Genomic DNA, 24,937 nt, shown 5'->3' on the forward strand with positions numbered 1-24,937 from the left:
ATTGTATAGATGCAATAAAGTAATATGGAGCAAAGTTAAAGACCCAACCAAAAGGAACTCAGCATGATCGCCAGGCTTCAACGTGCTAACTCTCTCCGTGATACAACATTCGCCGGCCATCCTTTATCGCGCTTGTTGCTCTGCCTGAGCCTGACTCTGGGGGCCAGCACCGCAGCGCACGCCGCTTCTTTCGATTGTGAGAAAGCCACCAGCGATATCGAGCATAGCATCTGCAATAGCCCAGACCTGAGCAGCCTCGACAGCCAACTGACCGAAAATTACCGGTTAGCAATGGCAAGCCTGCCAGGGGATCAGGCCGACGCATTACGCACCGAGCAGCGTAGCTGGTTGAAGCAGCGGGATGCCTGCAACGGTCAGGAAAGTTGCCTGAGCGATTTATTTAGCCAACGCGCCGCCCAGTTGCAGAACACCGCCAAGCAGGCCGCCTCGGCACTAGATAACATCATCGCCAACATTCCTGCAGACCCGGCTGCAGCGGCACAGCAGTTGCAGCAGTATCGCGGCCCGCTGGCCTCCGCCTGGTTGATTTACCTGCATAAGTTTGCCCCCACCAGCAAGGTCACGGATGCCGAGGTAGAAACCAGGCATCAAAGCGTGATCAAGGCGATGAACGACGACACATTCTCCCAATCAGTGTTACGTGATATCGAAAACGATCCCAAAACCGGCGATGATGTTGCAGTTTTAACGCTATTGCGCATGACCATTGAGCGAGCCGGGTATGAAAATGCCGATGGCCGCCCCTATGTGCATTGCTTCATCTTCAAACAGCAGGGCGCAGCGGCTTATGAAGCCTTTGGGGCATTATATGGATCGTCTCGTGATTCACAGGCCCCCATTTGTTCACCGCAGGGCGATCTGTTTGAACGGCCAGCCTGGCAGCAACTTACCAAGTCAATAGAACCGATGATTGGCAAGGCCAGTGAGAATTCCGGTACCATCCGCTTTGCCAGCTATGCCGATTGGGCCATGTTCCGCCTGCGCGCCACCGTCTCCCCCGAGGATTTCCTTAAGCCAAGCCAGCGCACGCCAGCCACGGACGATCCTGCACAGCTAATCCGCAGTTGGTCTGACGATAAGGTTTGGCCGAAAGCACAACGCGAGCAGTTGCTTGTCGCCATTGAACCGGCACGTCTGGCGACCATGGGCTGGTTGCAAACCGAGAAGCATTTCTCGGCCAGCGATGCGGCCAAAGCCGCCGACGCGATAGTGAACACCTGGCTCAGTGACAGAATGGACTTTATCGGCGAGATGAGCGGACCGGAGGACTAAATAAGTGCGGTGAGAGGCATCACCGCACTCAATATTGCCCAATAAAGCTATCGGGCTTAAAACGCATCCTGCTGCAAGTAACTCCAGGCATACTGCGCATACAGCTCGGCGCCGGTCACCATCACGTCTTCATCGATATTGAAGCAGCCGTGATGGTGCGCCCAATCGGTGCCTTTCTCCGGGTTGCCACAGCCCAACAGGGCAAAGCAGCCGGGGATATTTTCGATAAAGAAGCTGAAGTCCTCACCGCCGGTCGTCGGTTTTTCGGCAAACAGCACCTCGTCGCCGAAGGCCGAACGCACCACCGATTGTGCCAGCAACGCGCTGCGCTCCTCGTTGATCACCGGCAAAGTGCCGTAGGTGTATTCCACCTGTGCGGTCGCGCCATAAATGGCCGCGGTATGCTCGGCGTAACGCTCAATCGCCGCCTTGATACGCTCACGTGCCTCGACGTTAAAGCAGCGCACCGTGCCGTCCAGCACCGCATTTTCAGCAATCACGTTAAACCGGGTGCCGACTTCCATTTTGCCAATGGTCACTACCGCTGACTCTAGCGGAGAGGTTTCACGGGAAACGATCGCCTGCACGTTCATCACGAAGGCAGAAGCGACAACCGCAGCATCTACACAGGCCTCTGGCATTGAGCCGTGGCCGCCGCGCCCTTTGAACTTCACCTTCAGTAAATCCGCAGAAGCAAAAGTGGAGCCGACATTACATGACACCTTGCCCGATGGGCTGGTGGTCCAGATATGCATGCCAAACGCGTTATCTACGCCCTCGATTGCACCCTGCTTCACCATTTCACGCGCGCCTTGAGCAATCTCTTCGGCAGGTTGGAAAATCAACCGTACGTTGCCACGCAGGCTCTCACGGTTTTCATACAGGGCTTTCGCCGCCGTCAGCAGCATGGCGGTGTGGGCATCGTGGCCACAGGCGTGCATCTTGCCGTCGGTCTGCGATTTATAACTTAATGAGTCGTTGAGTTCCTGCACCGGCAACGCATCCATATCGGCGCGTAAGGCCACAGTCTTGCCTGGCTGCCCACCCGTAATCTCGGCGATCACGCCCGTTGGCGTCGTCAGGCGATAAGGAATACCGATCTCCTCCAGCGCTTGCGCCACCTTCTGAGTGGTGCGCACCTCCTCCCAAGGCAGTTCAGGGTGAGCATGCAGATCGCGACGGAACGCAATCATCGCCTCCACGTGGGCTTTTATAGATTGCGCGATAGCTTGATTAGTCATAACTGCTGGCCTCTGTGATCTCTTTTACTGTCTGAAAAATAACGTCGATGCCTTTCTGAATTTGCTCATAGTCGGTCCACTCATCGGGGTGATGGCTCAGGCCGTCCTTGCTGGGCACGAACACCAGCCCCACGTCGGTGATCCCGGCAAAAATCATTGCATCATGCCCGGCTCCGCTGACCATGGTCCGGTGGCTCAGGCCCAGCGCTTCGCTGTGTTTTTGTAGCTGGCTGTGGATACCGCTGTGCAGACGCGTTGGCTCTACCAGCAACGGTTGTTCAATCTGGCAGGCGATCCCCGCCCCGGCCTGCTGCTGGATACAGGCTTTGGTCTGCTCGACCACCTGTTGCAGCTTATCCAGCCGCTTGGAACGGATGTCGACGGTGAAAATCACCTTGCTCGGTATCACGTTCGCTCCATTAGGAAACACCTGAATTTTCCCCGTAGTGGCGACCGTTTCATCACCGGCCTCACGGGCAAAATCGCCAACGCGGGCGATCACCTGGCTGGCGGCCACCAGCGCATCGTGGCGGCGATCCATCGGCGTGGTGCCCGCATGCCCGGCCTTACCTGTGATGGTGACAACCAACTGAGTGATACCGACGATCACGTCTACCAGGCCAACGTCTACCCCTTCCTGTTCCAGCACCGGCCCTTGCTCAATATGCAGCTCGATAAACGCCTTGAGGGTTTGCGGCTCCCGCACCACGCTGGCCACCCGATCGGCATCAAACCCCACCAGGGCCATGCACTGTGCTGCCGATTGCCCCTGGCTATCCCGCAGGCGGTGCAACTCTGCAGCATCCACCTTACCTGCAATCGCACAGGAAGCCAGCAGACCCCGACCAAAGCTGGCCCCTTCCTCTTCCACCAGCGCCACCACTTCTAGCGGGTAACGCGGCAATAATCGATGTTCTTGGAACAGCTTGGCCACTTCCAACCCCATCACCACTCCGGCAGGGCCATCGAAAGCACCACCGTTAGGCACCGAGTCAAAGTGGGAGCCGATCATCACGCTCGGCAATGCCGGGTCCTGCGCCTGACTCTTGCCGAAGATATTGCCGATGGCGTCCTCACGTACGTTGAGGCCCGCCGCCTCCATCTGCGCCTTGATATAAGCCCGCGCCTGTTGGCCTTGTGGGCTGTAACTCATACGCGTCGTGCCTTCGCCCGGCGTAGCGGTGAACTCGGCCAGTTGTTCCAGGTGCTGCTGAATACGCAGCTGATTTGCATAGCTCATGACTTATCCTGCGATTGGGGTGATGTAACCGACCATAACGCCCGCCAGCACCACGGAAACCATGGTCACGGAAATAAATCCGCCGACCAGCATCGGTGCCAACATATGGTGCGTCAGGATCTCACGCTCTTTTTCGTCTTTGGTCAGCGCCGTTATCGCTTCGTTAGTGATGATGTAATCCGCCGGGAAGCCATACATCGCCGTCAGGGAGATCGCGAAGGCCATCTCCATGCTGACGCCAAGGAATTTCCCCACAATCCACGAGACGATAAACATGCCCACTACCGCCACGCCGATCAGCACCAGCATCGGGAATACCAGCCGCAGCAGCATTTCCGGGGTTGCTCTGTTCAGGGTGTCAAAGATAAACAGCATCAGCCCCATCACCGCAAATCCGAAGCCGTTGGCCTTCTGCAGCGGCTGTTTTTCCAGGAAGCCGATCGTGGCGGCCACTACGCCAAACAGCAAACACAGCACAAACGGGCTGATGGTGACCACCGGGGCCAGCAGGTCCGATACCAGATAAGCCAGATAGCCTACCAGCGCCAGGCGCAGAAACTTGAAGTAGCTGGTGTTGTAATGGGCCGGGATCAGGCCAAACATACGCGGCATTTTTTCTTCCGCGCTGACCGTGGTTGGCATTTTATCGGCAGGCAATTGCGTGGCAGACTCGTGCCATTCGCCATTGCGATATTTTTGCAGCACGCGTTTACCTTCCCGTTGCAGCATGATGGCAGTTAACGGATAACCGGCAAACCCTTGCATTACGTAGATCAGGATAGCGAATACCGAGAGATCGACCAGGCCCGCACTGGCTGCCCCCTTCGACATGATCAACGCCGAAACGATGCCGCCAACCAATGGTGGAATGGTCACGATGGCAGTATTCATATCAAACATCAGCATACAGGCCGCAAACACAGCGGCGATAATGCCAGCGATCCCCGATAGCGAGATCACAATGGTTTTCCATTGCCGCATCAGCTCAGGTACCGAGAGCAGCGTCCCCATGTTGGTGATCAGCAGATACATCAGCATCACCGCTACCGCCGGTGTGATACCGGCCAGGCTGACGATATCCTTCGGGAAAAACGTCCAGTAGCCGAACAGGAACAACACCGCACAGACAAATACAGAAGGGATCCAGGCTTTAGTACGCACGGATACTGCATCTCCCAGGTATAAAATCACCATTACAATCAAAAGCGCTAACATCTGTGACATAGAATATTTCCGTTCTTATATTTTTTAGAAATCCGTTTAGGATAGTTAAATCCACTAAGTTACAATGATAATGTAGTTAACAACTCTGCCATTTTGGGAAGGGATAGCCGATTTTCAGAACAAAACCTCAGAAAATAGGTCATTCTCACCAATTCCGATACTAAACAGCTATGGCAGGGGAATAAAGGAAAAAATCAGAAATAAATCTGCTGAGTGACCTTAATTTCTGTCATAGAGGCTCGCCCAGATTGTACTCCCCGGCCAATTGGCAAACTGCGGCAATCCAATGAGGCGCCTCAATGCTTAACGGTTGCTTATAAATAACTTACCGTCAATAAATGGGGGTAAATGACCAACGGCTGAATCTGCTGGTTCAGGCTAGCGAAATGTTTTATAACCCTATTTAGTGACCTTGAGTGGCAAACATTTTGAAAAGGACCTTGAGTTTGAAATATGCATCGGTACCGTTAAATCAAAACCAAAATGGTTGGTTAAAACCCGATCTGCGCCCCACCGTTTACCCAACGCTGATCGGCGATACCGAGGCCGACTGGGTCGTGGTAGGCTGCGGTTTCGCCGGGATTTCCTTCGCCAGAAGGCTGGCTAACCACGATCCCAAACTGAAAATCATCATCGTTGATGCGGCCTGTGCGGCGGAAAGTTCTTCGGCCAGAAATTCAGGGTTTATTATCGGCTTACCTCATAATATTGGCAGCTCGACGGCGGAGTTGAAAAAAGCCCAGTCGTATCGTTCTTTATTACAAGAAGGGATCAATCAATTAACCCAGCAAATTGAGCAACAGGGGATCGAATGCGAATGGGAGAATGCCGGAAAATATCACTGCCAGGTTGATGCCGCTAATCAGCGGGTGCTCAAAGAGTACACCGATAATCTCGATGCCATGAACGAGCCTTATCAAATAATGGATAAGGAAGCGCTGTATCGAAAATTGGGCACTCGTTTTTATAATAAGGGCATCTATACCCCAAGCTCGATCCTGGTTAATCCTGCCAGCCTGATCGTTGGCCTGGCAAATAATCTGCCGGACAACGTAACGATGTATAACCATACTCCGGTGATGGCTATCCGGCACGGTAGCGTGACGCAGGTGGTCACCCCCTTTGGCACGATTAGAACGGCCAACGTGATGTTAGCCACCAACGCCCTCTCCAGGGAGCTGGCTCCGGTCACCAGTCAGCAGGCGGCCATGGCTACCTTCGCCAGCATCACCGCGCCATTAACCGCAGAGCAACGCCAAAAGCTGCCAACCATGAGCAGTTGGGGGCTAACGCCGGTCAACGCAATCGCCGGGGCAACGGTGCGCTATACCCAGGATCACCGTTTCCTGATCCGCCAACATGTGACGCCAGCCTTGAACGGCAGGATCACCGCTGCGCAGACCTATCAGGCAACCCTGTTACATCAGCAGATTTTCAACAAGATTTACCCGCAACTGAGGGATGTGCCGCTGACAAGTACCTGGTCTGGCACCATCAGCGTCACCCGCAATGGCGCGCCGGTTTGGGGCGAGTTGAAGAAAGGTATTTATACCGCCGGAGGTTGTAACGGCGCAGGCGTGTCCAAGCAAACCATTGCCGGGACGTTATTGGCGGACTATGCACTGGGGATCGACCATCCGCTGATTGGCGCGATGCAGGAACTCGGTAAGGCAAATTACCTGCCGCCTTCCCCGGTGCTGGATATTGCGATTGGCGTTTCTTTGATGAAAGAGCGCTATTTGGGCCGCAAGGAAGTCTAGCTTTGGTGGTGAACTGGGGTGGGGGTACTATCCCTGCCCCTGTTCGAAGCACTGCTCCCCCAGCCGTAGGTACTTGTTAAAGCCAACAATAAACTTGCGATTCTGCCCACGCAGATCGGCACCTCTGTAGCTTTCCCCCGGCAACAAATTGAACACCTTGGCGGTGTCATCCTGCCCGTCGCAGCCCTGATGGATCATCACTCGGAAATAGGTATTGCCGGTGTTTTTCAACACCCCGGCCAGCGGATCATAGTGATAAGTGAAACGCATCTTGCGCGGGCGAACTACCATGATGGTATCTAGCGCCATGGTCGGGGATACCAGCGGCGTCTTGTCTTCCCCCTGCATCTCCATCAAGTTGGCCGGGATCTCTTGGATCACTATGCGATAATAGCGCTCGCGCTCGTCCGCCGGGCCGCGATAGAAAATCTTGAAATATTCCCACGCCCCCGCCTCCAGTATTTTGCGCAGTGGGGTATAGAGCAGTTCGCCCTGTTCTAACGGCTGAGGCTGTTCGTCAACCCCCGGTTTGGCAATCCGATAGGCACCGATCACATACAGATTGGTCTCTTTGGTGTTGTTAACAAACTGGCGCGAGAAGAAGGTGCGATCGCTCTCCAGAGTAAATACGCCGGAAGAGAGATAAACCGCCTGCGCCGGGAACGCCAGCATCAGCCCCGCTAGCCACCACCCTAGTCTTATCGTCATTTTCAATCCTAATGGATATCAGGGCCGGTCCAGACCGCCCTGACCCTTACCTCACCGGTGGCGCTGACAATCCCCATCCAATCCCGCCCATCCAGGGTCCACATCGAATTGCCCTCATTCATCGGGAAGCTGAGAGACAACTCGGTGCGATAAAAGCTGCCGTCGTTTTGTGAGGGAACCGGCCAGGCGGTTCTTACCCAACGCGCCGCATTCAGGCTGATAGGAACATCATCACAGCTGGCACGCGTGCGGACAACTTGCCCGACGTTATCGGTATAAGCCAGATAGGCCGAGAACGGCACCCTAAGCTTACCGTCGGTGGAGGAAAAGACGCAGTACGGGCGCCCATTGACCTGCCCTGCCGGACCGTAAACCTGCGCGGTAATGCTATCGGCCTGCCTTGGGCCAGAGGTAGTCAAAATATAGTCGAACACGATCGGCGGTTCTGTGCTGCCGACTTTGCCTTCACGCTTGGGATTAAGTACCAAGTCCTTGGAGATAATGCTAATCCCATAATCGCGCGGAACCAGCAAGATAGTGTTCGAAGGTGAAAATTCGTAATATCCGGACTGCGGCGCCACCGTACTGGTGAACAGGAAAGTGAAGAAGTCCTTGCTGTGGCTCAGATCCACTCCCCGATCGATCAGGTTCTTCAGGAAGGTCTGCGATAAAAAGACATAAATACCGCCGTTACCGGCTTTGATCAAATTCGCCGCGTTGGTCGTGGCGCTGTAGTTTACCCAACCACTGGCACCATCGGCACTCAGGCGAATGGTATTTGCCGCAGGCGTAAACCCAAGCGCAGCAGTGTTGAGCTTCATGTTCATGCGCATCGGCGAAAGGGTACTCCCCTGCATCTGATAAGACACCAGCTTACAGATCGCGCCGCTCAGTGAGCCAATGTAGCCCACAGAGCAGAACTGAGAACCCGTTCCCATCACCGGATTGCCATTGCTGTCGATAAAAATTTCCTGCAGTGCGTTGGTAGATTCCAACCGCAAATTACCCGCTTTGGTGATGGTGAACTCATGGCTGGTCTGCGAACCACCAACGCTGACGCAGCTTTGCCCTGCGGCAGGGTTGTAGTCCGTGCGGGTAGAGCAGAAACGGTATTTATAAACTTCCGTCGAGCCGACCGACACATTTTTAAAATACTCATAAGCCGAATCAGAGAAAATACCACGTCCATAACGCGCTTCGCCGTTGCTGGTGTTAACCGCCACGTGATAAACGCCATTATCGCCAATATAGCCCGGCAGATAACCGTTCGAGGGGCAAGCACTACCATTATTCATACAGCGGTTACCGATAAATGGCCGAGCGATGGGAGAATCTTCCAACCAGATATCGGCAAACGAATTGGTCTGGATCAGCCCGGTATAGCCCATATAGCCCAAACTGCGTTGATCGCCTGACGCATATTTGGTAAACGCGTTGGCACCGCTGAAACGGGGATCGGTGCTCTGAGGCGTGATGAAATACTCTCCATCCACCTGATTTTCGATAAAGAAATAACTGTTGCTCACGTTGGCCGCCTGGCTAGAGAAGGAAACCAACATCAGCACCCCAGCCAACTGGCAAATATTACGCCGTTTCATGTCAAACCCTTTCCTCATCGTTGTGCCAGAATGGTCTGCACGTTGCACACCACATCGCCGACCCACTTCACGCCCTTGGCCTTGGCCAAATCCAGATCAACCTCGCAAATGCCATGATCTGGCATGGTCAATGACACGCTCGGGTAGCGTTTATCAACGTCCATCTGGAAGGCGCCCGTCGCATCCGTAATGGTTTTACCGATGTGGTTACGCACAGCGGCATTGGCGATCGCCCGGCCATTCTCCATGGTCATCCGGCCGAACACCGTCACTAACTGTTTCACTTCCGGCTCATAAACGGCGACGTTGCCCGGATACAGCGTGACGTTGCGGGTGCGCCCCTTGACGATGTCAAAGCTATCCATCGAGTTTTTGTCGTTCATCAGTTCAACCTTGTAGCTTGAGTACGGCGGCAACGGGATAAAGTTATTCGCACCGCTCAGCGGATAGCTGCGGCCATCGATCTGAGCCGACAGCACCGCATCGTCGATGAAGCCGGTTTTTACCAACACCCCGGACTTCTCCTGAATACCGCTGGCGGCGAAGTTCTTATCGCTGTAGGCCACCGCACCGCGCGCAGTCAGGTTGCCATTGAGGCGATTGTTGTCCGGCCGTGAGAGCGACAACGTGCCCACACTGTATTTGGTATCGAAGGCGGCATAGCCAGAGGCCGAATAAGCACTGTCACCGTTGTGCTTATCCTTGACCAGCTTGGCCAGGTTGAAACCGGCAGAGGTAAACGCCGAGTCATCGAAGCTCTTGTTGGCGGCCAGATTGGCCCGCACGTTGCCATTGTTGGAAGACACACCGGTGCTTAACCAGGCGGCCAGCGGCAACGAGAAGTCCAGCGAGATATAGCGCTGGTTGGTGCTGTTGGACTGGTAATCATAGCGATAACGCTGGATACCGGCGCGTAGGTTGACCGTGCCATAACGCCCGGAGAACAGCGCCGTGGAGTATTCCAGGTTGTTAGAGGTGCTGCGATCGCGCTTATCTACCGTGCGGCTCAGCGTAAGCTGACCACCACGTTCAAAGAACCGGCTCAGGCTAAGGGTGCCGCCATAGGAATAGCTGTCCGACTCATAGACCGGCAACCCCTTACCGATATGGCTCTTTTCCCGGTTGGCCCACACGCTGCCGAAGCCTTTCGGTAGCATCAGGCTGGCGCTTAAAATATTGCGGTAACGCCCGCCCTGTGACAGCAACCCCTGCCAGCCCAAGCTCGCGAACTGGTTCACGTTGAGGTTGACCGAGGTTTCATTCACCACCTTCTTGTCGAAGGTATAGGTCGAGGTTTGCACTGCCAGGCCAAATATCGCCGGAACCGAGGCGATCTTGAGAATTTCCGGGATCGACATCGCCGCCGACGCCCCAGCCAGATAGGTTTCGTTGGTGGTGCTGTCGTTGGTGCGGTTATTGCGGTTGTCGTAATTAACATATCCGCCATATAGCTGCCAGTTCAGTTCTTGCGCCACGCCATTATTGCCAGAAAAGGCTTTGTTGATTGTCTGGCGCATACGCGACTGGGTTTTGCCGTCGATCACCACTTCGACATCAACGTCATAAATCCCATACGGCAGGCGGCTGGTATCGACCTCAAAGCTGCCCATCGGGAAGTTCTGAATGTTCAACAGACGCCCCTGCCGGTAGATATGGACTTCACCCGCGCTAGGTAAGAATACGGTAATTGGCGTCAGCGAATATTGGGTATTCTGGATCTTGGTAGCGGACTTATTGCCATAGGTGACGCCATACACCTTGCTGGAGTTAAGTGCCGACAGGCTCCCCAACGATTGCAGGTTCCAGGTGTCAACCAAGCCAAATGCCAGACGGCGCCCGCTCATATCCCGTTCATACATGGCACGGTAAAGCTGAGAATCCTGTTGAGACTCCCCAATACCGTAAAACGAGCCGTTCACATTGAAATGATGCTCCGCGAAGCCAAAGGTATTATCCAGGGTCAAATAGTTATTCGAGGTGTTCTCACCCTTTTTTAACTGCGAGCGGTAAACACCGAGATCGTAATTCAGCACCGAACTGAAATGCGGCACCGAAGAGATCCCCAGCAAACTCGTTCGTGGGATAATGGAAGTCCCCAAGCTTTTTTCACTCACGTCCAGCGTCAGTACAAATGAACGGATATTCAGGTTCAGATCGGCATCGGACGAAACGGCAATATGGGTATTTTGATCAAAGAAACGATCTTTCAGACCGCGGATCAATGTCTGGGTCGTCTCCGCCAAGGTTGCCCCTTCAGACTCTTCCGCCAGCGTAATATCTCTTATCATCAGGCGACCTTTTTCCAGCACCACCAGCGCATCCGCTACCTTTTGTTTTTCTTGTTGATCGCCGCCTTTGTAACGTAGCAGTACAGGAATGGTCATACCTTCGGTCAGCGCCTGACCAAATACCCCCGGGATAAGATAATTTCCTAAACGAACATCCTGTAGGTTTCTGGCGTTAGCCTGCATAGACATCAGAGCCGCAGCGATACATAGCGCTACGGCCTTGGTTCTTGTCCTTAAGATGAAATTATTACCCATTTGCTTCCCCAAATAGCTTCCCTACTCCACACCTGGAAAACACGTACGATGCAGGCAATGGGTAAAGAGGCTATTTCACGTTGATATAATCTTCGTTGTGCCAAATGCCAACGCTGAGTTTTTGATTATTGATATCAACAAATTTCAAATGCACGCCGAGTCCTGGCATGACGTAATAACGCTCACGGCATCCTTTCGTTTTCTCTTCACTGGTCTGTGCCTGCTTACAGGGGCCAAATGCCACCACGCGGAAAGAGCTGTTACCGGTGTTATACGCAACACCATCTCGGTACTGATAATCGAACTTGTCCCTCCGTGGTGTGACGACCATAATGGTACTTATGGTTGCCGAGGTGGTTGCCGAAGCGGCTTTTTTGGTCTTTGACAGCCCCTCTTCGGTAACCGGATTATCATTCCAGATTAAACGGTAATAACGCTCCTTATCGTCCTTCGGCCCGGAATAGAAAACGCGGAAAACATCTTTACCTTTGCCTGGCAAAATCAGGTTGGATGGCGTGGCCATTATTTCCTGCTTGCTCTCCATTGGGATCACTTTGCCACCTTCCATCGGGGAGGAAATACGCTCGACCCTCAGGCTGACCAGACGGGCATCATCCACAGTATTAATCACCTCCTTGGCGATAACGCTCTGGCCAGGGGAAATGATTGATGTAATCTCGCCAACGTTAATTGCACCGGCGTGAGTACAATAAAATAGTGCTGAGCACATCAGCGTAGGAAACCATCTGTTCATCATGCGTTCCATAAGGACCGGGGCTATTCACCCCGATCCTGACTACGTTAAGACAACAAAATCGCTTACAGGGTGGAGAAAGTACCGTCCCAGGTCGCTGTGAATTCAACGTTTACGTTGCCATCCCAGTAACCGTCGGTCAGGTCTTTGAATGCAGTGTCAGTGCCGGCAACTGTTGCTTTAGCGATCTCAAAGGCGAACACGCCCTGAGTGCTGGTACGGTTAGCACCAGCATAAGCGCCTGGTACGGCCAGTGCAGACAGACCTGCGCTGATACCTGCAGAAGTATCGATCATCACCATCTCGCTGCTTTCAGACAGTGCTTTGCCGTTCCACTTAACGCCAACGGTCAGTGCAGAGTCATCGCTTGCGCGGCTCAGGGTGTTGGAGATGATTTTAGAGGTCAGTTTGAAATCACTCGCGCCAGACTGGCCAGCGATGGTGATATCGAACGCGCCGTCTTGAGAGTTAAAACGCTCCAGACCTTCTGCGTAATTAAAGGTCAGTGACTTTATCGGGGTAACAACCAGCATACTGCTGGTATCTTTAATAGCTTTTGCATCCCAAGACGCTGTCGCGTTCGCAGTACGAGTGTCCGCATTAGCCAGATTAATTGTTCCCAACGCTGAAGCTGCAATCAAAGCCAGAGCTAACTTCTTCATAAAATTTCTTCCTTTATTTATATCAATTAATTTCCCGCCAATATTTACTGGCGTGGCACAATAAATGCGACACAAGGGCGCATTCGAAAACTAACATTTTCGAAAAGGTCCTACGGCAATTAAATAATGAAAATCCTGCGATATAAAATCACCGCATATTTTATTTCCTTTAGATAACCCTATGACAATAGGTATTTATAGTTTATCTAACAGAGTGATAGGCACGAGTGAAGATATCATTCATTTTAGTCAACCCCATCTTGCCCAAAATATTATGGCGCAGGGCATAAACTGTTTTAGGACTAAGACGCAACCTGTTGGCGAGATCGCCCACGGTGACACCATGGATCAGAGTGCGTAATAAACATATCTCACGCGAAGACAGCCTGACTTGCGATGTTGAAGAAACCCGCTCCCCGGCAATAACATGATCGATTTTAGCAAAAATGTCACTGGATGCCCCCGTTCTCTGGATCACAGAATCAACCTGCCGAAACATGCTCTTATAGTAATTTGCCAAGGGTAATAGGTAACTATCGGTGACCAGCACAATGCGATTACAAGCAGAATACATTAGCCAGTCCTGCTCCAGAAAAAGGCGCAGGTTAGCCAATTGAAAGTCAATAAATACGACTTTTAGCTGCTCTGGGGAAGTATTAACTGAGTCACAGTAGCCTACGATACCTTCACGGAAATACTTATTGGTATCTGGCCAGGTTAAAGGTCTTTTTGAGCGAGCACCGCCCTGTGGTGGATACCCACAATCTAATATCTTTAGCATAAGACTCCCTTCCTTTCTTCATCATTTACCAACTCCATTACGCCGTTGGATGAGCAGAATACCATTTACTGAAACTAAGTTATTTCTTAATTTCCAAAACAATATTAATGGCTAAAAACAATTATTCAAAATCGGTTAAAACGATCGCGAATGACCATATTCATCGACAATACCTATCAACTTGTTATTATTCATTCTGAAGATTCCTAGGATTAACAGTATATATTTTAGTTTAAAACGTTAATTAGGAAGCTCGCAACGGACTAAGAATATTCTTCAATAATCCATGCATCACAAATAAGCTTTATCTTAAAAAATGCTGACACAGCAGTAGATAAAGGGTATTAACGGACAAATAATACGCAAGGATGATCAAGAACATTTCCATAAAAGGAGCGCTATAACGTGTTGCTTAGCTCATGAACCAGAATAGTCTCACCCTCTCCCGTTTACCAGACACGACAATGCAACATAATGGCAACAGAATGACCATTTAATGAGCGATTTAAGGGTGTTTATTTGTGATTATCATCACTTTTTCTTTGAAAAAAATCCGTTTTATCTCATGAGAACCCGTCTGAGAGCGGTTTCAAGGCCTCCAGCCCACTGCTGAGACCTCAATTTTTAGCTATCGGTGAAGATCAAGCTTCGGATTACCGTGACAACAATCTATTGAGCAACACAATGATCTCACCCGACAAGAGGTGCCAGACGCCTCCTCCACTCGGGAACAAGGAAAAATCAACGGCTAGCCGCATAGCACAGCTCCCCTTCGGCACGAGCCAGCCCCACCTGCTTTTGTAGATACAGAATGTATCCAGAGAAGTCCTGCATGACGAACCTGTTCCACCCAATGATATCAACAGCTCGATTAGCGTCTTATAGCAGGCTGTAAACGGCAATAATGCGGACTCAATATGGTTATATTGAGGTCTTACAAGCGTTTTTCGTTATAACAGCAGGCCCAAGACTGATCAAATAATGATCAAATAGTGGTAAGTTACCAACGCAACTCTGAGTAACCCCCTCAGATAATGCCAAGAGTTAGCAGCAAGAATATCAATGCAGATACCATGCCGCTGCAATGATCAACGTAAGGCAATACTAATCCTAGACCGGATAATGGTGATAGATAGCCAAAATCCAGCATAGAGCGCTTGCCTCAACCAAGAAAATGGCTTTAAGATAATGGCAGTAAAAATTTCCCTGGTGTTGGCCAATGTGGCAACCTGACCCAACGAGGTCAGGTTTTTTTTTACTATTTTGTCGAAAATCGCCGGCAAGCCAGTATATTATCTGGTGTTCAATAACGGTTAGGCTAGACTATTGTCCCACAAGTTATGTTAGTAGCGTTATTATTTCAGGCTGAGGTAATTTGATGTCTACATTGTTTTCTGCTAGCCACGATGAAAAAAAAGCATTTAAAAACCATCTGGATAAAGAAATAGCGGAATTTGGCGATTTCAAATACGCCTATATGATACTTAACAAGAAAGACCTTATGGAGACAGTGATAACCTCCAGCTACCCAAGCCAATGGGTTGATATCTATAAAGAAAGGAACTACCAATGCATCGATCCCGTGGTGCTCTGCGCCCTGCAAAGAGTCTCGCCATTTCCCTGGGATGAAAGCACGCCAATAAATCCAAGTCTAAAGCCCTCAGATATATTCAGCCATGCAAAGAACTATAATATTACCACTGGCTATACCTTTGTATTGCATGACCACGATCATAATTTGGCGATGCTGACGCTAACGATTAATGATAACAAATCCATCGATATAGAGGACCAAATACACCCTAACAAAGCCCGTTTGCAGATGCTGCTGGCTAACGTCCACGAAAGGATCACCACCCGGCACCGGGAAACCGCACGAAATAATCGCGATAACTCCAGCGTAGAAAAAGATCCCCTGACAACGCGGGAGAACGAAGTGCTCTATTGGGCCAGCATGGGTAAAACCTACCAGGAAATTGCCATTATTTTAAACGTGAAGATCCGTACGATAAAATTCCATATCGGCAATATTGTGAAAAAGATGGGTGTGACCAATGCCAGACATGCCATCAGGCTGAGGGCCGAATGGCAGCTTGTCAAACCGATCACGCGTTGAAATAAAGACTCCCGCTGCCCCTGTCAGAAAGTCAGTAAGGTGGAGGCTCAACGGCTGATGCTTGCCTAGCAGCTGTTGAATCCCATTCGTTTTGCGAGCATGATCGCAACCTTTACCTTTGTCCGCAGGATGCACCGATGAAAACCAGCCAGGAACTGCAAACCGCCATCTCTCATCTGACTATGTGGCGCAAAGGCGATCAACGTGCACCACATAAGCCGTTACTACTGCTGTATGTACTATCCCAATATCAGCAAGGGCATGAGCGGCTGTTCAATTACGGCGAAGAGATCCACGCACCTCTATTGGAATTACTCAATAGCTTTGGCCCGCAGCGGCGCGACCATTACCCCACCATGCCGTTTTGGCGTTTACGCGGCGACGGGTTCTGGGAATTGCAGAATACAGAGCTTTGTAGCCCGCAGAAAGGCAGCAAAGAACCGCCGAAGCGGGAGATTATTGAACATGGCGTCAGCGGTGGCTTCGACGAAGAAAGCTATCAGTTGCTACGAAGCCAACCCGCTCTGATAGACAAGCTTGCACAGCAAATTCTGTGTGAGCATTTCCCCGACAGCGTTCAAGAGTTGATAGCCAACCGCCTGGATTTTCAGCTTGATGGAATACGTAAAGCACGTGACCCAGCATTCCGGCAAACAATCTTACGCGCCTATAACTATCAATGCGCGGTGTGTGGCTACAACCTGCGGCACGACAGTATGTCCGTTGGTTTAGAAGCAGCCCATATCAAATGGAAGATGCACGGCGGCCCCTGCACCGTGACCAACGGATTAGCACTGTGCTCGTTGCACCACTCCGCATTTGATATGGGGGCGATCGGGCTTGATGACAGCATGAAACTGCTGGTTTCAGAAGGCGTAAACGGCAGCCAGATGGTCAAGCGGCTGTTCTGGGATTTTGCCGGCAAGGCGATTTGGCTTCCCAAGAGTGCCGAACATTATCCTTTGGATAGGTTTGTGGAGTGGCACCGGGGGCAGGTATTTAAGGGGTGAGGTGCAACAGAGATATCATGTGCCCACATCATTCTCTGACCGCGCTTTGCCGTTATCCGATAAGGCACAACCCATAATTTCAACGTATCCGAGAAGGCAAAATGCTGAGCTATTGGCAGGTTAAAATCGTCATGTTCCGGATAGATCAGGTACATCTCGCCAACTCCTGCGAGATATTTTTGGCCGTAGGCGAACATTTGATAGAAGTCGGCCTGCGACAATCCATACATTGATTGCGGTTGTGAACGGCTATTAATCAGCTTCCATTTAGTATCCAATACCATCATGGTTTTAATTGGGTAACGGGATTGGATCAATAGATCCGGACGCAGCTTAAAGCAATCCTGTTCCCCATGTTTCACCAAAGAATAGGTTGCTGCCTGCGATTTCACTTTGAGATTTTGCGGCAGCTCATCGGCAAGGGTTTGTGCAACAAAAGACTCAAACACCGCCTCCATCGGGAACAACAGCGACAACGCTTTGGTTTCCCCTTGTAGGGCGCTCGGGTTCATCCCTCTCAGTATCAATTGCGCCCATGCCTGTGGTTCATGGTAATGCGCCATGCCACGATCCAAGCGCAAACTCGTTATATCACTTTCGACATCTCGGCTAAGCGGGATACCATCAAAAGCAAAACGTAGCTCCTGCAACCAACGTTGATTATCAGATGATAACTTCAAACTAGATAGCTTATGTAACGCCGAGTGCAGCAGCCTGTTGGCCGAGCAATCGGCTAAGTAATCATCATAATTGACGCAAAATTTATGTCGGTTCACTACGTTATGGCGTAACTGGGCCGAGAGCATCAGCTTGCCTTTCATAAAGGGCAAATTGCCGTGCTCATTCACATAGTCAGAGCGCAAACCTTGTTTTAGTAATTGGCTGACACTGTACAAAAACTGGTTGATAAATATCTCAAGCAACGGCATTCGCTGTGCCTGGACTGTAGCCTGCTGGGTTTGAATATGCCGAAAGCCAGATAGATGGCTCAGCATGATCAGCAGCGTTTCCCGTGCACGCTCACGCGTGAGGTTTTTGCCAACCTTGGGCAGAATTTCAATCTGTAGACCGTGGGGCGTATACAGCATCCCCGCGTAATTCTGCACCTGAAGCAGCTTGTAACCGGCACGAGAGGTGAGTTTGATAAATTGGTTCCCCTGTTCGCTGGTCAGGCTAAGGGATTCCAGATAATCAAATGCTTCCTGTGAGATAGGGGTTGCACCAGCCGAAACGGCCTTGCCAACCCCCAGCAGATCATATTCAAATACCGAAATCACCTCACCCATGCGGTACAGCCTGCACATTAAGGGTGGCTTGTTGCGGTTGGTAAATCGCACGGTAAGCCTGCGGCTTATTCCAGACTTCTTGCTCAAAAGAGGTTAGCTCATACACCGTCGACTGCTGGTCGTGACGCCGTAAGGCATGATTGTTGCCAAAAAGCGTATCCAGATCGTCAGTTTTCTCAATTACAAACTGTAGGTCATCATCTTGCTTTTGGTTGTCTGCCAACACCAATCTGATCTTGTTCCAGTCATCAAAGAAATACTCCTGTAACAGTGGAACGATCTTTTTTTGGAAGGCAGCCTTAAGCTGTTTAAACGCGGCCTCTTCATCACCAGCATCGAGTGCCTTTTTTACCGGCATAAAGAACGCGTGTCCCAACGTATGTTCACGATCGTATAGCGCTTCAATACGGCTATTGAGTTTTTCCAATAATGGCTCAAGCTCAACACCCTTGACCTTAGTACCGCTCAACAAAGAGAGATCTGGCATCATCTCGACAAAGTCAAAACGGCGGCGCAACGCCGTGTCCATCAACGCAAGCGAGCGATCTGCAGTATTCATTGCACCGATAATATCGACATTGCTGGGAACGCTAAATGCCTCACCGCTATACGACAGTTGCAGGCTCATCGCATTTTCCATGCCCGCACGCTTATCTACTTCGATAAGCGAGATAAGCTCACCAAGGATCTTGGAGATGTTGCCACGGTTGATCTCATCAATAAATATGGCATAACGATGCGCCGGATCGGCATTCGCACGCTGACACAGGCGCATGAAGATACCAGGCTCAATTGGGTAAGAGATATTCCCGCTTTCATCGGCACGTGCCCGCATACCTTCAATAAACTCTTCATAGCCATAAGACTGATGGAAAGTGACCACAGCAAATCTCTGAATAGACTCAGCCGTTTTAGGACCGTGTTTTAACTCGGTATAAAGAGAAAGCAATTCATCCACTTGCTCTAACTGTGAATCCACCAAGACCCACTCACTATCAGCAGTTTTGTCGAATATAGCGGGTTCTCGTCGGCCCTTGTAGGCAACAGTAGTAGACTCCGGCACGGTAAAGGATTGCAGCGTCGCCCAAGCAGTTTGCGATAAATTACTGCTGCGGCCATTCAATAGCGCTTTACGTTGGAACCACTGATGTTCCGTCAGTTGACGAACTTTGGCGCGCTTATTGAGATCCAGCAATACCAGCGCGGTTACCTGCATCCAGTTCAGAGACTCAAGGCGAGAATCTAGCCAGGCATCAAGATCGGCTGGCGCAGCCTGAGCGGTGTACTCCTTCATTTTCTGCTGCAAAGTGAAGGTTTTTCCGGTGCCCGGCGGACCAAAGTAGATCATATTCACAGGGGAGTGCTGAGTGAGCTGAACGCTCACCGATGTATTATCCACGGCGGCGGTACCGCTAACGGCCTTCTCTTGTTTTTGCTCGTTATCGCGTTCGCGAAGCAGCTCATAGAGATGCCAAATCGCCATGTTCACGTAATAAGGGTCCACATCTGGCAGCTTCGCGTCGATGGCCCGTTTCAATTCATGGTTTTTTTGCAGCCAGCTTCCGTAAAGTGATAGGCCAAGGCTGAACTGTTCATTCAGAAACGTGGCAGCCCGTGTAAAGGCATTCTCATCCACGGTGCTGGTGCAGGTAGCTGGCGAAAATGCCGCAAAGACACGGTTTCTCAAACTCCAATACATGCGTTTGAGTTGCCCGCTTTCCTTTGCTTGCTGTAAAGCCGTACCTACATCTTGGTAAGTTTGCTCATCAGGTTGGCGATAAATTCGCTCAGTTAGTTCTCTTAGCAGTGGCAGACTTTGTTGGAATTCCGCCAGAGACGGTACCCCCTGGCGGATACTTGCGATGCCGTTATTACGCTCATACCAAAGGCGTTTAACCAGCTCATCGGTTTCAGGCTCGGTAAATGTTGGGGTTTGTTTGAGCAACAGCGTAAATTCACGATATCGTTGATTCCACGTAGAATCGGTATAATTTTTGTACTCTGCCAGAGCGTTAATCAATTCACTGAGAGGTAACTTACCTGCTTCAACACTAGCAACGATATCCATCACGATGTTTCCTCTGCTGTGGCATTGTTTAATATTTGGTTTTTGTGATGCACTCTGACACGAGTTTGCAAAGCATCGAGCTGCACCTGGGTTTCCTGAGTAAGAGTACCGCTATAGAGCATGGAGGTTTCCAGATTCTTGTATTTACCTTCACGCGCAGCACTACCCCAGTTATAGGAACCTATGCACATAACCTGCTCATCGGCCATCACCAGCTTGCTATGAACCTGATCAACCACGTACACCTGAATCCCACAACCACATAACGCCTCATAGCACTGCTTAAACCGCTGATTCTTTTCAATACTGTATTGATTATTCTGGTAAGTATTAAAACGGTAATCAGTATGAACATAAACCTCAATGCCGCGTTCTACAGCAGCTTTCATATGCTTTAAGTAGCCTGTTGTAGTAAGTTGAGGAAGCAGGATCCAAGGTGAAACCATATCAACCCGGCTTTGCACTGCATCCAGCAACTCAAGGAAAAATTGGTCGTGCTCTTCGGAGCCATTAATGATTTTTGGCTCAGTGCAAAACGCCAATAAATCAGGCCGAGCCCCAATCGCAAAACTGAGTTCGCTGTCTTCGCGAGCAAACAGATATTGCCCAAGCAGATGCCTTGGGGTGCCTTTGGTTGCCGAAGAGATAACATCCATATCGCCAAACACCAAGAAACTATCTTTCGCGCGGGATACGGCAACGTTGAGCATTGATGGGTCGTTATCAATAAAGCCCCCATTGTGATGGCGAGAGTAAACAGCAGAAAATAACACCACTTTTCTTTCGGCCCCCTGCAAAGCATGCACAGTACCGATGGTCATCTCACCTTCACCTCTTCCCACCTTGATCTCATGGCTCCTGCAAGCCTCTGCCAACAATCGCTCCTGAGCTTTGAAAGGGGTGATTACTCCCACAAGATCTTCCAACTTGGCCCCATAAGCGTTTTCTAACCCATTACGCTTTTCTGCTAACCAGCGGGCGATAGTCTCTGCCTCCAACCGGTTAATGCAGCTGCCACCGGCTGGCAATTCCGCCATGCCATCAATATGCAAATAGCCAAGGGCTGGTAACGGGGGCTTCTTGTCTTCTAACTCACTACGTTTTCCGCGTTTTGGTTGGAGTAATCCCTGATAACAAAGGTCATTGCAGAAAGAAATAATCTCATCAAAACAGCGGCGATGCTCCCTTAAAAACATGCCAGGTTCTGCATCCGGTAAATACCGATACTGACTCGCCGATTGCGCAATACGCATGACACTGCCATCCACGACGGAGCGTCCTTGAGAGCAAATCTCGTTATATTCATCCAAATTAGACAACAGCTTATGCTGCAGCATGTTGCCAACATCTACGCGCCGAGTCTGGCTGGTTACCGGCTTGATCTGATGCACATCGCCTATCACCAAGGCACGCTTGGCTAAAGCGAAAGAAGCTGCTGCAACGTCAGGGGCTACCTGGCCGGCTTCATCAACGATCAATAGGTCTATTTCATTAATCAGGTAGTCATCACGGAACTTGCCTTCACCTTCGAACGCTTTAAAAGTCATATGACCTGGTAAAGAGTGAAGCGTAGAGACAATACAAGGGGTGAGCTTCATCCGACGTAGCCAACGGGGACGCACTACTTTCAATCCCATTTTTTCTTTGCCAGATTGCACCTGAGTGCTCAAGTCATTTTCCTGCTCACGGCAATCTAGCAACCAGCGGGCCTCCCAATAATGGACTGCAAGCTGGAATAACTTAAACCGTAGCGAGATATCCAAAACCTTGTCGAGATCATCGAGATTTTTAATATCTCCAGTGGCGGGTACCAATGGCGATACCTCCTTCCGCCACAGTTCTTCCGCCAATGTTTTCTCTGCGAGCAGCACATTCCAACTTTCCAACACTAATTCGACTTGTTTAATTTTTTTTCTTTGTCCATCCATCCATTGAGATAACGCCACTTCGGGATCGATAGCGTCATTCGCATTAATAATGTTCCGTGCCGCCGAGCTAAAATGGCTCTCGATAAACAGCTCACGTAGCAATCTGCGCTTTCTAGCTATTAATGGAACTGAACTCAATAGCGTCAGCCATATCGACTCATCACCGCAATACTGTTTCCACTGCGCAAGACTCTGGTTAACCAGTTCTAGTTCGTGAGACAGATCACCCATCTCAACCAACTTGTTCTCTTTCGCCATTTCAGGAGTAAAACCAATCTCCTCATTACAACGATTTTTGGTACGCTCCAGTTCATGCCAAGCATTTTGCAGAAGCTCAAATTGCCGATGGCAGGTCTTGAGTTCAGCATGCAGCCGCTGTTTTACTTTCAGCACCGAGTCTAACGAAATATCATCAAAGATCTCTTTAGCTTTAAGCAAAAACACCATCTCGGCCTGCTCGAAATATTCAGGATCCTCCAAGGTTCGATAAAAAGAAGCCGTTTGGTAATTTTTCGCTGCCTCACTTTCCAGGCTAGAGGCAGGAAAATAGCCGCCATAGCTCTTTATCTCTGGCAACCAATGTCCACTGAGAGGCTCATCGTTTTCTTCAAAATCCTTACCAAACGCTTCGATGATATTCGTCACCGCCTGATTATTAGTAGAGGCAGCAATAATCAGCGGAGGCTCCTGCTCTTTAAGTGCGGCATTGACCCACATTGAAGCAACAACGGAGAGCACGAACGTTGTTTTCCCGGTTCCAGGAGGGCCATTGATCGCTAGAATTTCACCCTCATCCATCGCTAATACCTGGGCTAAAGCATCGCGTTGTGCTCCCGCAAGAGGGAACTTCGAGTTGGAGTGGCCACAGCGAGCCGCCATAGCAGATAACGAGTCAATGCAAGGCTGGTAGGTACTTTGATTGGCTAATGCATAGCTTTTAGCCAAAGGGAGCGAAACCTCACGGTCATTGAGCCAGTCATAAAGCTTCAAAACATTACGTATACTGTTACTAACAACATCACACTTGAGCAGATACCCTTTCTTTTCGTTCTTATAGCGCTCCTTTAGTAATTGATTGCCATTACAGAGCGTCTTAAACAATTCACGGGTAATATCGCAATAAATGTGCCATTGCTCACTGGTCTGACCCGTTTCGAACAACGAGTGTGCCTCTTGCTCGGAGTAGTAAAAAGGAGTGAACTCATCTAAAAAGCCATCCATCGCTTTGACTGATGTGATCGTGAATTTGTCGTCACTTTGCGGCGACAAGAGATCTCTTGGAATAAGAGGGCAAGAACTAGGGAGAAACAAACCTTTACGGTTCACCCAAAGGGTACAGACAACGGGGGTAAGAACTTCGGGGGAAGAACCAGTGTATTTCTTACCGTGCTCGTGTTTAAGCTCATAGGCCGTGGGCCGGTATACAACTTGAACCAACTGCACATTCTTCGGCTCATTCTTAAAAAGGGCCGCCAATTCCCTGCTATCTTCCTCTAAACGGCCATTTCTTAACGTGTCAGCTGAGACAGACAGATGGCGATGGAATTCTTTCAGCGTTATTGCCCCTTTGCAACTTTCAGCATCAGCTAAAGAATTACGCCAATAACGCAACCACTGCCCTGTACCGGTTGAACTCATAACACTGCCTTCCCTATTTGGCTTCCTTTTGGCAATGGTTGATCATGCTACGCGATCAATCAAGGCAAGCTGCGCGCTAAAGATCCTAGGGTTTGATATTTTTGGCTGAGATCACTTATTCTTAAGCGGTACTTCTATAGTTAGTATAAAAAACCATCAAGTCTGGACAGGTAGCTTGTCCACCACAACCTCACCCCAAATACCGATACCCCATCCCATGCACGGTGCGGATCAGCACCGGACTATTCGCATCAAGCTCAATGGTCTTGCGCAGCTTGGAGATATGCTGGTCCAGCGTGCGGCTATTGGGCAGGAAGTCATAGCCCCAGGCGGCATCGAACAGCATCTCACGCGTGACGACCTTGTTCTTGTGCTGATAGAGGCACTCCAGGATTTTCACCTCGCGCAGTGAAAGCTCCAGCCGCCCCGCTTGTCGCAGAGCGCACAGCTCATTCGGGTAAACGGTTAAATCACCAAAGCAAAAACTGGCATCTGGCTGCGCGGTTTTGCTGCGCAGGCAACGCCGGGCGATGGTCTTTATCCTGGCACGGATCTCGTGAATGCCAAACGGCTTGCTGATGTAGTCATCTGCCCCCAGTTCCAACCCGACCACCCGGTCGATCTCTTCATCCTTGGCGGACAAAAAGATAATCGGGATCTGCTCATCCTGTTTACGGATCTCTCGGCATACCGCGTAACCATCCAGCTCCGGCATCATGATATCAAGGATGATAAAATCCGGTTTTTCCTGCTGATACATCTCCAGCGCCACTTTGCCATTCTCTGCAGCGATCAGGCTGTAACCCTCGCGGGAGAGCGCTTCTACCAATCCCTGGCGAATGTTCGTATCATCTTCAACGACCAGTATTTTCATCATGACTCCCTGTGGTTGATGCTATTAGCGGTGATGTTCGATTATCGCCTGCGGTGTTGTGTTTTCCCCTCACCCCAACCCTCTCCCTGTACAGACCGAGGACATCATGAACACTTGTTCGGGGACATGGTAGACACTTACAACATAGGTATGAGTACTTCTGAGTGGAGCTGCTTATGCCGTGGAATGAGAGATCTGCCATGTCATTACGTA

17 protein-coding genes are annotated in these 24,937 nt (G+C 50.5%); 4 read left to right on the forward strand and 13 right to left on the reverse strand.

What is annotated here, in order from left to right:
* Nucleotides 1-63: 63 nt before the first annotated feature.
* The gene (locus A6U95_RS04790; protein ID WP_083196315.1) at nt 64-1,293 is read left to right on the forward strand and encodes a lysozyme inhibitor LprI family protein; all 1,230 of its coding nucleotides are present in this window, start codon (nt 64-66) and stop codon (nt 1,291-1,293) included.
* Between the two features lie 56 nt (nt 1,294-1,349).
* Here A6U95_RS04790 and A6U95_RS04795 read toward each other — a convergent pair whose 3' ends face one another.
* The 3 genes from A6U95_RS04795 to A6U95_RS04805 are packed head-to-tail and all read right to left on the reverse strand — an operon-like array spanning nt 1,350 to nt 4,998.
* Nucleotides 1,350-2,534: a M20 family metallopeptidase gene (locus tag A6U95_RS04795; protein WP_065683675.1), complete on the reverse strand. Its 1,185-nt coding sequence runs from the start codon at nt 2,532-2,534 to the stop codon at nt 1,350-1,352.
* Complete coding sequence (locus A6U95_RS04800; RefSeq protein WP_065683676.1) at nt 2,527-3,774, reverse strand: Zn-dependent hydrolase; 1,248 nt, start codon at nt 3,772-3,774, stop codon at nt 2,527-2,529. The genes A6U95_RS04795 and A6U95_RS04800 overlap by 8 nt, the downstream gene beginning before the upstream one ends.
* A 3-nt stretch (nt 3,775-3,777) precedes the next feature.
* Nucleotides 3,778-4,998, reverse strand: a complete 1,221-nt coding sequence (locus A6U95_RS04805) for a hypothetical protein (protein WP_065683677.1) — start codon at nt 4,996-4,998, stop codon at nt 3,778-3,780.
* 446 nt (nt 4,999-5,444) lie between these two features.
* Between A6U95_RS04805 and A6U95_RS04810 the strand changes: the two genes are divergently transcribed.
* Nucleotides 5,445-6,758, forward strand: a complete 1,314-nt coding sequence (locus A6U95_RS04810) for an FAD-binding oxidoreductase (protein WP_065683678.1) — start codon at nt 5,445-5,447, stop codon at nt 6,756-6,758.
* 27 nt (nt 6,759-6,785) lie between these two features.
* Here the strand turns inward: A6U95_RS04810 and A6U95_RS04815 are convergent, their stop codons facing one another.
* From A6U95_RS04815 to A6U95_RS04840, 6 genes are all read right to left on the reverse strand, one after another.
* On the reverse strand, nt 6,786-7,466 hold the full coding sequence (locus A6U95_RS04815; RefSeq protein ID WP_065683679.1) for a hypothetical protein: 681 nt from the start codon (nt 7,464-7,466) through the stop codon (nt 6,786-6,788).
* Nucleotides 7,467-7,474: 8 nt separating this feature from the next.
* The gene (locus A6U95_RS04820; protein WP_065683680.1) at nt 7,475-9,064 is read right to left on the reverse strand and encodes a fimbrial protein; all 1,590 of its coding nucleotides are present in this window, start codon (nt 9,062-9,064) and stop codon (nt 7,475-7,477) included.
* Nucleotides 9,065-9,078: 14 nt separating this feature from the next.
* Complete coding sequence (locus A6U95_RS04825) at nt 9,079-11,607, reverse strand: CS1-pili formation C-terminal domain-containing protein (RefSeq protein WP_065683681.1); 2,529 nt, start codon at nt 11,605-11,607, stop codon at nt 9,079-9,081.
* Between the two features lie 70 nt (nt 11,608-11,677).
* The gene (locus A6U95_RS04830) at nt 11,678-12,361 is read right to left on the reverse strand and encodes a hypothetical protein (protein ID WP_065683682.1); all 684 of its coding nucleotides are present in this window, start codon (nt 12,359-12,361) and stop codon (nt 11,678-11,680) included.
* A gap of 65 nt (nt 12,362-12,426) precedes the next feature.
* A complete protein-coding gene (locus tag A6U95_RS04835) occupies nt 12,427-13,023 on the reverse strand; it encodes a common pilus major fimbrillin subunit EcpA (RefSeq protein WP_024530872.1) in 597 nt (198 codons plus the stop codon).
* 202 nt (nt 13,024-13,225) lie between these two features.
* Nucleotides 13,226-13,804: a LuxR C-terminal-related transcriptional regulator gene (locus tag A6U95_RS04840; protein WP_065683683.1), complete on the reverse strand. Its 579-nt coding sequence runs from the start codon at nt 13,802-13,804 to the stop codon at nt 13,226-13,228.
* Between the two features lie 1,378 nt (nt 13,805-15,182).
* Here A6U95_RS04840 and A6U95_RS04845 point away from each other — a divergent pair.
* Nucleotides 15,183-15,920 (forward strand): LuxR family transcriptional regulator, encoded by a 738-nt coding sequence (locus tag A6U95_RS04845; protein ID WP_065683684.1) that lies wholly within the window; start codon nt 15,183-15,185, stop codon nt 15,918-15,920.
* 137 nt (nt 15,921-16,057) lie between these two features.
* Nucleotides 16,058-16,930, forward strand: coding sequence for a phosphorothioated DNA-binding restriction endonuclease (locus A6U95_RS04850; protein ID WP_065683685.1), 873 nt, complete (start codon nt 16,058-16,060; stop codon nt 16,928-16,930).
* Here A6U95_RS04850 and A6U95_RS04855 read toward each other — a convergent pair.
* From A6U95_RS04855 to A6U95_RS04870, 4 genes are all read right to left on the reverse strand, one after another.
* Nucleotides 16,876-18,216, reverse strand: a complete 1,341-nt coding sequence (locus tag A6U95_RS04855) for an McrC family protein (protein ID WP_083196317.1) — start codon at nt 18,214-18,216, stop codon at nt 16,876-16,878. The genes A6U95_RS04850 and A6U95_RS04855 overlap by 55 nt on opposite strands.
* Nucleotides 18,209-20,284: an AAA family ATPase gene (locus tag A6U95_RS04860; RefSeq protein WP_065683686.1), complete on the reverse strand. Its 2,076-nt coding sequence runs from the start codon at nt 20,282-20,284 to the stop codon at nt 18,209-18,211. Before A6U95_RS04860 ends, A6U95_RS04855 begins: the two co-directional genes overlap by 8 nt.
* Complete coding sequence (locus A6U95_RS04865) at nt 20,284-23,850, reverse strand: AAA domain-containing protein (protein WP_065683687.1); 3,567 nt, start codon at nt 23,848-23,850, stop codon at nt 20,284-20,286. Before A6U95_RS04865 ends, A6U95_RS04860 begins: the two co-directional genes overlap by 1 nt.
* Before the next feature lie 190 nt (nt 23,851-24,040).
* Nucleotides 24,041-24,724: a response regulator transcription factor gene (locus A6U95_RS04870; protein ID WP_065683688.1), complete on the reverse strand. Its 684-nt coding sequence runs from the start codon at nt 24,722-24,724 to the stop codon at nt 24,041-24,043.
* Between the last annotated feature and the right edge of the window lie 213 nt (nt 24,725-24,937).

The organism is Serratia sp. 14-2641 (assembly GCF_001692375.1).
Classification (GTDB): domain Bacteria; phylum Pseudomonadota; class Gammaproteobacteria; order Enterobacterales; family Enterobacteriaceae; genus Chania; species Chania fonticola_C.

Excerpts from the sequence above, each read along its gene's own strand:
- A6U95_RS04790 (WP_083196315.1), top strand. The coding sequence starts at position 64 with ATGATCGCCAGGCTTCAACGTGCTAACTCTCTCCGTGATACAACATTC.
- A6U95_RS04795 (WP_065683675.1), bottom strand. The coding sequence starts at position 2,534 with ATGACTAATCAAGCTATCGCGCAATCTATAAAAGCCCACGTGGAGGCG.
- A6U95_RS04800 (WP_065683676.1), bottom strand. The coding sequence starts at position 3,774 with ATGAGCTATGCAAATCAGCTGCGTATTCAGCAGCACCTGGAACAACTG.
- A6U95_RS04805 (WP_065683677.1), bottom strand. The coding sequence starts at position 4,998 with ATGTCACAGATGTTAGCGCTTTTGATTGTAATGGTGATTTTATACCTG.
- A6U95_RS04815 (WP_065683679.1), bottom strand. The coding sequence starts at position 7,466 with ATGACGATAAGACTAGGGTGGTGGCTAGCGGGGCTGATGCTGGCGTTC.
- A6U95_RS04820 (WP_065683680.1), bottom strand. The coding sequence starts at position 9,064 with ATGAAACGGCGTAATATTTGCCAGTTGGCTGGGGTGCTGATGTTGGTT.
- A6U95_RS04825 (WP_065683681.1), bottom strand. The coding sequence starts at position 11,607 with ATGGGTAATAATTTCATCTTAAGGACAAGAACCAAGGCCGTAGCGCTA.
- A6U95_RS04830 (WP_065683682.1), bottom strand. The coding sequence starts at position 12,361 with ATGAACAGATGGTTTCCTACGCTGATGTGCTCAGCACTATTTTATTGT.
- A6U95_RS04835 (WP_024530872.1), bottom strand. The coding sequence starts at position 13,023 with ATGAAGAAGTTAGCTCTGGCTTTGATTGCAGCTTCAGCGTTGGGAACA.
- A6U95_RS04840 (WP_065683683.1), bottom strand. The coding sequence starts at position 13,804 with ATGCTAAAGATATTAGATTGTGGGTATCCACCACAGGGCGGTGCTCGC.
- A6U95_RS04845 (WP_065683684.1), top strand. The coding sequence starts at position 15,183 with ATGTCTACATTGTTTTCTGCTAGCCACGATGAAAAAAAAGCATTTAAA.
- A6U95_RS04850 (WP_065683685.1), top strand. The coding sequence starts at position 16,058 with ATGAAAACCAGCCAGGAACTGCAAACCGCCATCTCTCATCTGACTATG.
- A6U95_RS04855 (WP_083196317.1), bottom strand. The coding sequence starts at position 18,216 with ATGGGTGAGGTGATTTCGGTATTTGAATATGATCTGCTGGGGGTTGGC.
- A6U95_RS04860 (WP_065683686.1), bottom strand. The coding sequence starts at position 20,284 with ATGGATATCGTTGCTAGTGTTGAAGCAGGTAAGTTACCTCTCAGTGAA.
- A6U95_RS04865 (WP_065683687.1), bottom strand. The coding sequence starts at position 23,850 with ATGAGTTCAACCGGTACAGGGCAGTGGTTGCGTTATTGGCGTAATTCT.
- A6U95_RS04870 (WP_065683688.1), bottom strand. The coding sequence starts at position 24,724 with ATGAAAATACTGGTCGTTGAAGATGATACGAACATTCGCCAGGGATTG.